Genomic DNA, 12669 nt, shown 5'->3' with positions numbered 1-12669 from the left:
AGGTAAACTATGACAAAAGCTGGTTTCGTCTCTTTGATTGGACGCCCTAATGCTGGAAAAAGTACACTAATGAACTCACTTTTAGGTGAGAAGATAGCGATGGTAAGCCAAAAAGCAAATGCTACAAGGAAACGTTCCAATGCTATTGTTATGCATGACAATGCTCAAATCATCTTTGTAGACACACCCGGTTTGCATGAAAAAGAGAAAGTTCTTAACAAGTTTATGCTTGATGAAGCACTCAAAGCAATGGGGGACTGTGACTTAATCGTTTACTTAGCACCAGTTACAGACTCAACCGAACACTATGAAAAATTTTTAAAACTTAATAAAAAAAATATTCCACATATTATAGTACTCTCTAAAATCGATCAGGTATCACAAGAGAAGCTCTTTAAAAAAATTGCCTCATATAATCAATACGCAGATAATTTTGAAGCGCTCATTCCAGTAGCAATCCCTAGAAAAGTCGGTCATAAAGACCTACTTGACACCATTGCAAAACTACTTCCAGAGTCTCCATTTCTTTATGACCCTGAAGATTTAACAAGTGAACTTGTACGTGATATCTATGCTGGTTTTATCCGAGAGGCTATCTTTGAGAATATCAGTGATGAAGTCCCTTATGAATCAGATGTTATCATCGACTCAATTGAAGAAGATCATGGCATTGATAGAATCTATGCAACTATCATCATTGAAAAAGAATCCCAAAAAGGTATTATCATTGGGAAAAAAGGTGAAGCGATTAAAAGAATCGGAAAAGCAGCACGTCAGAAGATAGAAGAGCTCAGCGGGAAAAAAGCCTACCTTAACCTGCAAGTCGTAGTAAAAAAAGGCTGGACAAAAGATAAACACTTTTTAAAAGAGATAGGATATGACAATGCACAATAATTTTTATAAAACAGTTTTTTTAATACTTTTTCTTTCATCTTCACTCTTCGGAGTTGACCTCCATCTTTTAACCCACTATAGAAACAATGGCATCAATGATATAGAAAAAGAACTTGATAAAAAACTTGCACAAGAGTCCTATTGGAATGATTATCTTAAAAATATTGATACCTCTTTTGGTTACTTTGAATCCTATACAAATATTCTTACATGTGATAAATCAAAATCTCGACTCTCTATCTACAAAAAAGATGACAACAACACCTATCAATTAAAAAAAGAGTATAGTGCTTATACAGGAAAGATGAAAGGTGACAAGCATAAAGAGGGAGATCTTCGCACACCTGTCGGTGTTTACAATATTGTCAAAAAGATAACAAAAGTTGACTCTTTTTACGGGCCGATGGCATTTGTCACCTCTTATCCTAATATATATGATAAGTATCAAGGTAAAACAGGACAAGGCATCTGGATTCACGGTCTTCCTATTAAACAAGAGAGGGATGAGTTTACAAAAGGATGCATCGCTATCAACAATCAAAGTATAGAGTGTCTCGATAGAAATATAGATATATCAAAGACTATTTTGATTATTGATGAAGAGAGTGTGAAAAAAGAGGCATCAAAAGAGCGACTCTCAAAAGTCCTTGCAAGTCTCTTTGCATGGAGATACTCTTGGATATATAATGATATAGATACCTATCTCAGTTTTTATACTCCGGAATTTAAACGTTTTGACGGTATGAATTTTGAACAGTTTAAAAAGTATAAAACTAGAATTTTCAATAAAAACGAAAAAAAGACCATTATATTCAGACAGATCAATGTTATCCCCTACCCTGATACAAAAGATATCTTCAAAATTGCTTTTTTAGAAAAATATAAATCAAACAGCTTCTCCTTTACAGGGAACAAAGTTCTTATAGTAAAACTTACAGAAAATAAGTTCAATATTATTACAGAAAGGTAATTATGAAACTTTTCGTAATTATCTCTCTGTTTTTCTTTACACACTTATCTGCAAAGATAAATCTTATCAAAAAAGAAAATTCTGATTCTAACACAACACTTTTGGTTATCGGTGGTATCCACGGTAATGAACCAGGAGGCTATTTTTCAGCTGCAGTCCTTGCTACACACTATAAAATTCTCTCAAAAAATCTCTGGATCATTCCAAATCTCAACCAAAAAAGTATTATTGCAAACAGACGCGGTATACATGGAGATATGAACAGAAAATTTGCAACAATTAATGAAAATGACAAAGACAAACCAACTGTTGATGCCATTAAAAAAATCATACTTGAAAAAAAAGTCTCTCTTGTTCTTAATTTACATGATGGACACGGTTTTTACAGAGAAAAAGAACAAAGCAGTATTTTCAATCCAAATGCCTGGGGACAGACCTGTGTCATTGACCAGTGTTCACTCAATAAGAGTCAACCTTTTAGTAACTTAAATGACATAGCACGTAATGTCAAAGAAAATATCAATAAACAACTCTTACAAAAACATCATATTTTTAATGTCAAAAATACAAAAACAAAATTTAAAGATGAACAAATGCGTTTATCTTTAACATATTTTGCAGTAAAAAACAACAAACCGGCCTTTGCAATTGAGACCAGTAAAAGCCTCTCTTCCATTTCTCAAAAAGTCTTCTATCAGCTCCTTGCAATTGAAGAATTTATGAAAATAATGCATATAAAATACGCTAGAGACTTTGAATTAAGCGAAAAAAATGTCGAACAGATAATAAAAAATTATGGAACTTTGGAAATAAATCACAATATTTTGTTAGATTTATGTAATATCAAAAAATCTTTAAGCTTTATTCCGCTAAAATCAAAGGGTAACGACTTTAACTGTTCCAATCCGTTGGGAGCGGTTAAAAAGAATAAGTATGGCGCATACGATGTATTTATAGGTAATAAAAAAATTACCTCGCTAAGGCCTCAATATTTTAAAATGTCAAAAAATTGTCCACGAATTTATAAAATTGAGGCGGATGGAAAGTTGATTTCTTTGCCAAAAGCTTCAAACTTTTATATAAGTGACGATTTTAAGATTATTAAAGGTAAAAACTTTCGTGTAAACGTTATTGGTTACCACTCAAAAAACAGCAAAGATGAGAGTGCTATCACGATCTCTTTAAAAGATCTCAGTAAAAGGTATGCTGTTGATAGAGCCAATAAAACTTACAGAATCGAGTTTTACAGTAACGATGGATTTTGTTCCATGTTAATGGTTAAATTTAAATAGGATTATAATTAATGAGTACGTCAGCACAACACTCTTTTTCAAGTGTACTATCTGTTAATCCCTACAAAGATGCCTACTTTAGTAGTGTTTCTAGTTTTATTAGTGAATCAAAAACTCCTGAATTTTCAAAAGAACAATTTGTTATCTCGTATTTAAATACAAAAGAGTTTATAACAGCACAGATTGAAATCAGTAAGAATATTCCCGAAGAAGATCTCTATGACGCTATTAATAGTAAAGCATACGATGAATTAGCACTTGACCAAGCAGTTGAATATCAAATTCAATATATAGAAAATTTTCACAATTTAGATGAAGAGAACAGGCATTTTCATCTCTTTATAGTTGATCCGCTTGATTTAACAACAACATTTGAAAGAGTGGTTGAAAAAGTAAAATATATTGATGTTATCATCCCTGCTCCTTTACTTATTAAATCACTCTATGCAAAAGAGATTATTGACAGTAGTAATACACACTGTTTTATCTATTTTCAGGAAAATGATGCGTCTCTAACAATTTACAGCAACAAAGAGTTTATTTACACAAAATCTATCAAATACTCTTTTTTAGATATGCATGAAAGGTTTTGTGAACTGTACGGTGAAAGAATTCCATATGATGACTTTATGGAATTCTTGACAGAAGCAAATCTTAAAGATACAGAGAGTGAATATAAAGAGTATTTCATTCGACTCTATAAAGAGCTCATTGCAAATATCAATGATATTTTAACGTATGCAAAACGGGCTTTTGAGATTGATAAGTTTGAACATGTATATATAGGTACACAAGTTAAAACTGAGACAAAACTTCATGAGATGCTAGAAGTTGAGCTCAATATTTATGCAAGTGAATTTGATTTTGACTACGGTTTTGAGACAAGTGATGAAGTTTATCTTGATCAAATGCACTCACTTATGCAGCTCTACACTCTTGTTCCTCCAATGGATAGATATGAATGTAACTTTACAACTTATAGACGTCCACCAAAATTTATTCGAAGAGAGAGTGGTAAGCTTATAATACTTACAGCAGCCGCTTTTGCACTTGCTTTTGCCTATCCTATTACATACTGGATTTTAACATATGCACAGGAACTTCAAGAAGACCTTTTAAAAGAGGACTATAAAGAAGTGCACAATATAAAAATCACAAGAGAAGCCACTATTAAAAATAGATTGGCAGATAAAGAAAAAGCATTAACACTATTAGAACAAGAGAAAAAAGAGTATAACGATAAGAAAAATACACTTATCAAGATTCATGAAGTAAAAGTCGATTATCCAATGAAAGCGAAACTTATATCAGAGTTTGCAAATGACATCAATAAATTTAAAGTTAAGGTTTCATCAATAGGATACAGCGAAGATGAAAAAGTAGGTAAAGTTCTAACATTGAATCTTGTTTCTTTGAAAGATAGAGAGATTACAAAACTTGTTGAATATCTTACAAAAACTTATGAAACGAAATATGATTTTGACTTAGAAGAGATTAAAATCAATGACAAGTCAGACTTATATACCAGTGAGTTGAAAGTGAAGTTATTATGAAAATAAATATAGAAGATTACTTACATAAGATAGATAGGGCATTTCAAGGGAAAGAACAAAAAGAGATATATATGACATACGTCATGATAGTTGCCGGTATATTTGCTTTTGCTTACCTTTTCTTTTGGGATAGTTCTTTTGAGAGTTTTGAGCAGACAAGAGAAAATGTTAAACGATTTGAGAAACAGATTGCAAATGACAAACAGTATCTGCAGAGAAATCCAGAAACAAAAATCACTCAGCTTGATAGAGAGATTAAAAAAATCAATGATGAAATGATGATGCATAAAAATAACAATGCTTATATTAAGCATAAAATTGAAGCTATCTCATCTCTTATCTATGATGAAAGTGCATGGGGTGAATACCTTGACTCTATTACAACCAATGCTCAAAAATACCATGTGAAAATAAATTATATAACAAACAAGTATGCTGATACAGGAAGTTCATTTGGACATATTTTAAATATCACTGTATCTTCTGAAGGAAACTTTAGAAATACTGTTAAGTTCATCAATTCTATGGAGCAAAGTGATCTTGTTGTAGATATACATGATTTTAATATCACAGCCGAAAATATTTTAAATTCGGATTTTAGAATCTCAGTATGGGGGATTAAATACTAATGAAAAAACTAACTATAATCTTACTATTACTCCTATCTACACAGCTTTTTTCAAATGAACTTGCTTGGGTAGATGAGCAGATAGAAGCTATCAAACCACCGAGAAAAGGTATAGATAATAAAAAAATTTCAAAATTGAAAGATCCATTTATCTATTTAAAAACCAAAAAAGGTAAAAAAAGGAAGAAAAGTACATATAGAAGTAGAAAATCCTCAACATCAGGTTCTAAAAAAGTTCGTACTTACTCTTCAAAAATTTCATTAGAAGCGATCTTAAACAAATCTGCCCTTATTAATGGAAAATGGTATAGAGAAGGTGAAAAAATCTATGAATACAAACTTGAAAAAGTGAATCTTAAAACAGTACTCTTAACAAAGGGTAAGAAACAATTACTTCTCTCCACTGTGAGTAAAAGTAAAAACCTTAAATTTAATAATAAGTAGGAACGAAAAATGAAATTTATTAAAACATCGCTATGTGCAGCAATACTAACAGCAATGGTATCAACAAGTAGTTTTGCAGATTGTTCATATGAACTCTTTAGCATAAGTTCATCAAAAAACACGAAGATAATGGACTTTATAGAACAGCTCAGTGATGAGTGTGGTTTTAGTATCATCATTACTGATCCTAATGCAGAAGAGTTTCTTCAGACAAAGTTAAACAAAACGAACTTGAAGAACCTAACAATAGATGAAGTACTTAATATTATTTTATCAGAGAACAATCTCTCATACACTTTAGAGAACAACCTACTTAAAATCTCTTACTTACAAACAAAAGTCTTCAATATTGACTATATTCTTTCACAAAGAAAAAGTACCGGAAGCACTGATGTCACACTTAGTTCTTCATCTAATGGAGGTCAAGGAGGCACTTCAATACCTGGAGGCATGGGTGGTGGTGTCGGAGGAGGCACAGGTGGAACTACTGGAGGAAGTACTTCTACAGCTGATAGTGGTATAAAGATAGAAAGCAGTGATGAAGTAAAATTCTGGGAACAACTCGATACTGAATTTCAAAGTGTGCTCAACCGTCCACATGATGCATACCATGCACCAGCTCCGCTTATTAACAAAAATGCCGGGCTTATTACTGTCACAGCAACAACAAAACAGTTGAAAAGATTTGAAAAGTATCTTAAAAAGCTTCAAGACAAAGTACAACTACAGGTACTTATAGATGTACAGCTTTTAGCAGTAACAATGAGTGAAGGTAAAACGACAGGGATTGACTGGAAACAGCTTTATGCACTTCAGAACTTCCAAGTTGGTATTAACACACTCGAACTTAAAAATGTTGATACATTTGATACTACAGATGCAACTTCTCCAAATATTACTACAGCAGCTCTAAATGGTGCGGCTGGAATGGCAAAAATCGTAACACTTAAAGGTGGTGCTTCACTCAATGAAGTTATTAAGTTTCTAAAAACGCAAGGTGATGTTAATTCTATTTCAAATCCAAAAGTTCTAACACTTAATAATCAACCAGCACTTATTACTGCGGGTACAGAGTACTTTTATAAAATCAAATCAGAAACGAACCAACAAGGTACCGGTGGTGGCGTTGCTGCAACAACACAAAATGAAAATGTCCAATCAGTCTTTGCAGGTGTTCTTTTAACAATTACACCTGAGATCTCTGATGATAAAACAATTACACTGAGAATCAATCCGTCACTCTCTGAGACAACGACAAATATGGCAGACGTACCAAATACAGGTAGAGATATGCCACCCGATTTAGCTCGTCGTCAACTCTCATCTGTTGTAACAGTAAAAGATGGTAACAGAATTATTCTTGGTGGTCTTATCAATACCAAAAATACAAATAATACAAGTAAAGTTCCAATCTTAGGTGATATTCCTATTATAAGCTATCTATTTAAATATGAAGAAATGATAAAAGAGACGCAAGAGTTGGTAATTATTATTGAACCACATATTATACATAAATCAAAAAACAGTGTTTCACTTTCTGATTTAGGTTATGAAGGTTTAAGTAATGACTTAATTGACCTTGAACGTGCTTCAAAAAATGCTAAAAAAGCTGAAACAAGCGAAGCAAACACTACAAATAATGAAAAATAGGAGGCATAATATATGAACAGTATCTTTGTAAATTCTAAAAATGTTTTCTTAGATACTGTAAATCCCAAAGATTATGTCCAGCTAGACAGAGTCTCAACAATCTACCAATCATTGAAAGACTCTATTAAAAAACCTTTGAAGATGATACTTCTTTATGGAAAACCAGGGACAGGAAAGAGCATGTTTTTAACAAAGCTCTCTCTTGACTTAGCAGATACACAAAATGTTTTTCTATATGATACCCCTATTTTGGATGAAAGTGAGTTTTATAAGACACTTGCACAAGATGTATTTGAAACCAAATATGCAGGAGAGTTGAACTTTACACAATTTATGAAAATTGTAAAAGATAAAAACCTGAATCAAGTTCCTGTTATTTTACTTGATGAAGCACAACTCTACTCTGAAGAACTGATGGAGAAAATTCGACTTTTATCAGATACAAGAACACTTAAATTTGTTATCGCTTTGCATAAGACAGAGAAAGAAGATCTTATTGCAAAAGAACATTTCCAAACAAGAATTTGGGAAACTATTGAGCTTGAAAACTCTTTGCCGACAGAACTAAAGATATATATACAAAAAAAACTGATGAAAGCAAACTGTTTTGATACAGCCAGCATGTTTAATTCAAAAGCTGTAAACAAAATTTATAAATTAACTCATGGAAACTATAGAGATACAAATAAACTCCTATACGGGCTTTTTGAAATCTATAGTACTTATGAAAAAAACAATCAGCTCTATTCTATAAAGACAAATCAAATTTCAACAAAACTTATAGAGATGGCAGCTATACATACAGGTTTGATAGATGCTTAATACACGAGAGTTAGAAAAACGTTGGCTAAAATATAAAATTAAAACATATATTCCACATGCCATTATTTTTGTCAGTATCATTGTTATTATGACGATTATATCAATCTTTGCCACCTCCAATACAGAAAAAACTCCAGTGATAGCGACAAAAACAGAAAAGCATGAAAAGAGAAAGATTGTAGCAATACAAAGTCTTCAAAAAGAACAAAATGTTTCTACGCAAAAAGAGATCGTCACAGCTCCAGTCCAAACAAACATACAACAAAATACTCAAGTACAAACAACGACTTTAACAGAAGATACAAAATTAACCCTCTCACCATCAATGAACTTTATGAGACGTATACAAAATGAAGAACAGCAACCGTACTATAAAGTCACATCTTCTGTAAAAAAGAGTACTAAAAAAAGAAAAAAAGTTGTTCAACAAGCTACTGTAGAAGAAGAGTATATGGATATAGAACAGAAAAGTCAAGTAAAGAAGAAAACAACAAACAAAGCACCTATTACAATAGTAAAAAAAGAACCAACTTCAAAACCTTATAAAAAACAAATCATCACGATTGAGAGAAGAGATTCACAAAACGACATCAAAGAAATCATTACGAGATTTAAGAAGAACAATAACCCTGCTTTAAGTCTTTTTGTTGCAAAAAAATATTATGAGCTTGGTAATTATGAACAAGCTTATAATTATGCACTTATAACAAATGCAATCAATAATGATATAGAAGACAGTTGGCTTATTTTCGCAAAATCTTTAGTCAAACTCAATAAAAGAGATATGGCTATTAAAACATTAAAAGAATATATTAAATATTCCCACTCCGGTAATGCAAAAATCTTACTTAATGATATACAATCAGGAAAATTCAAATGAGACTTTTTATAATTTTACTTTTTTTAGCAAACAGCTATGCAGGTGATGTTAAACAGGAGATGTTTGGACTCTATCAAAATAAAAAATATGCACAAGTCTGTAGCATGGGATTTGACAACTTTGGAAAATATAAACGTGATGAAGAGTTTGTCTCACTCTATGCTTTTGCATGTTTACATTCGGACTATATTGACAGACTTGCCGTACCAACAGCAGTTTTAAAATTTTCAGAAGAAGCACGTGCAAACTCAGCTTACTTTTCAGTAATTTTGATGCAAAAAAAACTACTCTACCACTCTTTAGTTGATGGTTATGAGCTCTCAAAGTTAAAGTTACCAACAACAGACTATGTTCTTTCAAAAGTGTTTGATCTTTACGCAAAACTAGGTAAACATGAAAAACGTACATTTTATCTTTTTGAAGATCCCAATGATAAAAAGCTTTCATACAAGCTTTATCTGGCAAAAGATTATAAAATTTCAAAAATGGTTATTGAAGAGTTTTATGATACAATGCTTTTAAAGAGACATATATACTGGTAAGGGAAAAAAGTGGATAGGATTACGACAGATTTACTTGCCAATGGTTCTATAATGAAAGGACAAGTAGACAGACTACTTGCAAAAGGAATCAGCGAAAATCTTATCTTACGTGATATAACCCTCTCTGGTTTTATGACAATGGACAGACTCATCCGTTATATTGTCCAACAGGTACGTAATGGTGTCTATAAACTCTCTATCATAGATGATTATGACTACATACCAGAAAGTGCAGTTCTGCAAAAACTAGCACAAGAGCTAGATTTGATGTTTGTAGACCTAGACTCCATTGATATGGACTACAATCTTACAGCAAATGTCCCTTTTGCACAGTTTCAGAAACATCATGCTATCCCAATCTCGCAAGATGAAATGAGTATCACTGTTGCATTTAATGACCCGCTTGATATTGATGCACAAGAAGCGATTCAAAGACTCTTTCCAAGAAAAATTCTTAAAATTGCTCTTGCTACAAGAAAACAGATTGAGACCTATCTTTATAAAATAAGTCTTAAAGACAGTGTAAAAGATTTGGTTCGTAAAATTCGTGAAGAGTTAAATTCTATCTCAACACTCGAAGAGCAACAGGAAGCTTCCTCTATTTTATTACTAATTGATGTAGTACTCAAAACCTGTATTAACGGGCGTGCAAGTGATATCCACATCGAACCGACTGAAAAAAACTGTGTAGTTCGTGGACGTGTTGATGGAAAGTTAACGGAGATGTTTATCTTTGAAAAAGATATCTACCCTCCTCTGGCATCACGATTGAAACTTTTAGCAAATCTTGATATCGCAGAAAAAAGAAAACCACAGGATGGACGTTTCTCTACTACAGTAGGATCACGTGAATATGATTTTCGTATCTCAACGCTGCCAATTCTTTATGGTGAATCAATTGTTATGCGTGTGCTCGATAAACAAAAAGCACTTGTAAGACTTGAAGATGCCGGTATGGATAGTGTCAGTTATCATAAACTGCTCAAAGGCCTGCAAGCTCCTTATGGTATCATACTGGTAACAGGACCTACCGGTTCTGGTAAAACAACAACGCTCTATGGTGCTCTCAATGAGCTGAGAAATGTAGAAGATAAAGTCATTACAGTTGAAGACCCTGTTGAGTATAGAATGAATCTTATCCAGCAGGTTCAGGTAAATGCAAAAGTAGGTCTCTCTTTTGCTGATGCACTTCGCTCTATTTTACGTCAAGACCCTGATAAGATCATGATCGGGGAGATTCGTGACCAGGAAACTTTAGAGATTGCGATCAAAGCAGCACTAACGGGTCACTTGGTTATTTCAACACTGCATACAAATGACTCAATATCAGCTATTCCTCGTATGGCCGATATGGGTATAGAACATTATTTAATTAGTGGTGCGCTTGTTGCTATACAGGCACAGAGACTTGTAAGAAAAATTTGTGTTCACTGTAAAGTAGAAGATGCCCTTTCAGCTTCTGTTTTGGAAGAGATAGAGGGTGTTGTACCAGAAGGTACAACCTTTTACAAAGGAAAAGGCTGTAAAGAGTGTGGTGGAACAGGTTATATGGGACGTGAAATGATTTGTGAGGTTTTAAATATCTCAGAAGAGCTTTCATCTTTGATAGCAAAAGGTGCATCAAAAGAAGCTATGCTTGTTCAAGCTATGAAAGAAGGCTTTATACCTATTTTCCAAAATGGTTTACAAAAAGCCATTGATGGTATTACAAGTATTGAAGAAATATTAAAGGTGGCAAAAGGATGAAGTATTTTTTAGTAACGGTTTTAACAAAAGGGAAAAAAGAGAAAATTGGCTTATATGCTGAAGATAAAAAAGAAGCTAATGGTTATGCAAAACTCAAACTTTCTGGAATTATCATTAAAGTAGAAGAAGCAGCTGAACCACTTGAAGACAAATTTCGAAGAATTAAAGCAGATCTTTTAAAGAATGTCAAAAAAAGAAAGATCAAACCAGATGCACTCATTGCTGCCATACGACAGTTAGCCGTTATGACAAATGCCGGTATATCCATCCATGATTCACTCAATGAAATAGCCAATGCCACAACTGATGATGCTTTAAAGACTGTTTTTTCCAAAATCGCAGATGATATCAACTCCGGACACTCCTTTTCATCAGCAATGGAAAATTTCCGATTTGAAGTTGGAAACTTAACAATTGCTATGATTCAACTTGGAGAAAAAACCGGTAACCTTGATGAAGCTCTCTATTCTCTTGCAGATATGCTCGAAGAGATTCGTGCCAATGTTATCAAGTTCAAAAAAGCGATGGCATATCCAAGAAATGTTATGATAGCAATGGCTATCGCATTTACAATTCTTATCTCTTATGTTGTACCACAGTTTAAATCAATCTTTGAAGAGCTCCATGCTGAACTACCACTGCCAACTATTATCCTTCTAAAACTAGAATATCTCTTTAATAACTTTGGACCGTATCTCTTAGCTGGACTTGCGGTCTTTTATGTTGTATTTAATTATCTCATTACCAACTATGAAGATATCCGATATAAATGGCATCAGTTCCTTTTACGAACCTATTTGATTAAAAACATTATCAAGTTCTCAACACTGAGCCGTTTTACACTTGTATTTTCCGAGTTGATTCGTGCCGGTATTCCAATTGCAGAAGCATTAGATACTGCTATTGATATGATCGACTCTCTTCCTTTAAAGAAAAAACTCCAATCTGTAATCATTACAGTTGAAAAAGGTGGCGCACTTAACAAAGGGCTTGAAGAGACTGGACTTTTTGAAAATATGATTATTCAAATGGTGCGTGCCGGTGAAGATAGTGGTACGCTAGATACAATGATAAAAAAAGTGGCTGAATATTATAAAATGCGTTTTGATGCCATCATCGATGGTCTTAGTGAAGCGATTGAACCAATTATGCTTCTTATCATTGCATCGATGGTTATCTTACTTGCTCTTGGTATCTTCTTACCAATGTGGGATATGGGGAATGCTGTTCAAGGAAGAAGATAAAGCA

Annotated in this window: 12 protein-coding genes; all 12 read left to right on the top strand. The window is 33.1% G+C overall.

Annotated elements, in window-relative coordinates:
- Positions 1-9: 9 nt before the first annotated feature.
- From era to MNY27_RS00380, 12 genes are read left to right on the top strand one after another with little or no spacing between them, the layout of a single operon-like run.
- On the top strand, positions 10-894 hold the full coding sequence (era, locus tag MNY27_RS00435; RefSeq protein ID WP_346391719.1) for a GTPase Era: 885 nt from the start codon (positions 10-12) through the stop codon (positions 892-894).
- Positions 884-1864, top strand: coding sequence for a L,D-transpeptidase family protein (locus tag MNY27_RS00430; RefSeq protein ID WP_346391718.1), 981 nt, complete (start codon positions 884-886; stop codon positions 1862-1864). Before era ends, MNY27_RS00430 begins: the two co-directional genes overlap by 11 nt.
- Before the next feature lie 2 nt (positions 1865-1866).
- Positions 1867-3156, top strand: a complete 1290-nt coding sequence (locus MNY27_RS00425) for a M99 family carboxypeptidase catalytic domain-containing protein (protein ID WP_152183526.1) — start codon at positions 1867-1869, stop codon at positions 3154-3156.
- A gap of 11 nt (positions 3157-3167) precedes the next feature.
- A complete protein-coding gene (locus MNY27_RS00420) occupies positions 3168-4709 on the top strand; it encodes a hypothetical protein (protein WP_152183525.1) in 1542 nt (513 codons plus the stop codon).
- Positions 4706-5338, top strand: a complete 633-nt coding sequence (locus tag MNY27_RS00415; protein ID WP_152183524.1) for a hypothetical protein — start codon at positions 4706-4708, stop codon at positions 5336-5338. The genes MNY27_RS00420 and MNY27_RS00415 overlap by 4 nt, the downstream gene beginning before the upstream one ends.
- Positions 5338-5781: a hypothetical protein gene (locus MNY27_RS00410; protein WP_152183523.1), complete on the top strand. Its 444-nt coding sequence runs from the start codon at positions 5338-5340 to the stop codon at positions 5779-5781. Before MNY27_RS00415 ends, MNY27_RS00410 begins: the two co-directional genes overlap by 1 nt.
- A 9-nt stretch (positions 5782-5790) precedes the next feature.
- Positions 5791-7431, top strand: coding sequence for a pilus (MSHA type) biogenesis protein MshL (mshL, locus tag MNY27_RS00405; RefSeq protein WP_152183522.1), 1641 nt, complete (start codon positions 5791-5793; stop codon positions 7429-7431).
- Positions 7432-7443: 12 nt separating this feature from the next.
- A complete protein-coding gene (locus MNY27_RS00400; RefSeq protein WP_152183521.1) occupies positions 7444-8253 on the top strand; it encodes an ATP-binding protein in 810 nt (269 codons plus the stop codon).
- Entirely contained in the window at positions 8246-9133 is an 888-nt protein-coding gene (locus tag MNY27_RS00395) for a hypothetical protein (RefSeq protein ID WP_152183520.1), read from the top strand. The genes MNY27_RS00400 and MNY27_RS00395 overlap by 8 nt, the downstream gene beginning before the upstream one ends.
- Positions 9130-9675 (top strand): hypothetical protein, encoded by a 546-nt coding sequence (locus MNY27_RS00390; protein WP_152183519.1) that lies wholly within the window; start codon positions 9130-9132, stop codon positions 9673-9675. The genes MNY27_RS00395 and MNY27_RS00390 overlap by 4 nt, the downstream gene beginning before the upstream one ends.
- A gap of 51 nt (positions 9676-9726) precedes the next feature.
- Positions 9727-11421, top strand: coding sequence for a GspE/PulE family protein (locus MNY27_RS00385; protein WP_246153812.1), 1695 nt, complete (start codon positions 9727-9729; stop codon positions 11419-11421).
- Positions 11418-12665, top strand: coding sequence for a type II secretion system F family protein (locus MNY27_RS00380; protein ID WP_152183517.1), 1248 nt, complete (start codon positions 11418-11420; stop codon positions 12663-12665). The genes MNY27_RS00385 and MNY27_RS00380 overlap by 4 nt, the downstream gene beginning before the upstream one ends.
- Positions 12666-12669 lie beyond the last annotated feature (4 nt).

This window comes from Sulfurimonas sp. NWX79, from assembly GCF_039667035.1.
Taxonomy (GTDB): domain Bacteria; phylum Campylobacterota; class Campylobacteria; order Campylobacterales; family Sulfurimonadaceae; genus Sulfurimonas; species Sulfurimonas indica.
The sequence above is the reverse complement of the archived record's forward strand: the minus strand, read 5'-3'. Positions and strand labels throughout refer to the sequence as shown.

What these genes read in the sequence shown, in the direction of transcription:
- era (WP_346391719.1), top strand. Translation starts at nt 10, where the DNA reads ATGACAAAAGCTGGTTTCGTCTCTTTGATTGGACGCCCTAATGCTGGA.
- MNY27_RS00430 (WP_346391718.1), top strand. Translation starts at nt 884, where the DNA reads ATGCACAATAATTTTTATAAAACAGTTTTTTTAATACTTTTTCTTTCA.
- MNY27_RS00425 (WP_152183526.1), top strand. Translation starts at nt 1,867, where the DNA reads ATGAAACTTTTCGTAATTATCTCTCTGTTTTTCTTTACACACTTATCT.
- MNY27_RS00420 (WP_152183525.1), top strand. Translation starts at nt 3,168, where the DNA reads ATGAGTACGTCAGCACAACACTCTTTTTCAAGTGTACTATCTGTTAAT.
- MNY27_RS00415 (WP_152183524.1), top strand. Translation starts at nt 4,706, where the DNA reads ATGAAAATAAATATAGAAGATTACTTACATAAGATAGATAGGGCATTT.
- MNY27_RS00410 (WP_152183523.1), top strand. Translation starts at nt 5,338, where the DNA reads ATGAAAAAACTAACTATAATCTTACTATTACTCCTATCTACACAGCTT.
- mshL (WP_152183522.1), top strand. Translation starts at nt 5,791, where the DNA reads ATGAAATTTATTAAAACATCGCTATGTGCAGCAATACTAACAGCAATG.
- MNY27_RS00400 (WP_152183521.1), top strand. Translation starts at nt 7,444, where the DNA reads ATGAACAGTATCTTTGTAAATTCTAAAAATGTTTTCTTAGATACTGTA.
- MNY27_RS00395 (WP_152183520.1), top strand. Translation starts at nt 8,246, where the DNA reads ATGCTTAATACACGAGAGTTAGAAAAACGTTGGCTAAAATATAAAATT.
- MNY27_RS00390 (WP_152183519.1), top strand. Translation starts at nt 9,130, where the DNA reads ATGAGACTTTTTATAATTTTACTTTTTTTAGCAAACAGCTATGCAGGT.
- MNY27_RS00385 (WP_246153812.1), top strand. Translation starts at nt 9,727, where the DNA reads ATGAAAGGACAAGTAGACAGACTACTTGCAAAAGGAATCAGCGAAAAT.
- MNY27_RS00380 (WP_152183517.1), top strand. Translation starts at nt 11,418, where the DNA reads ATGAAGTATTTTTTAGTAACGGTTTTAACAAAAGGGAAAAAAGAGAAA.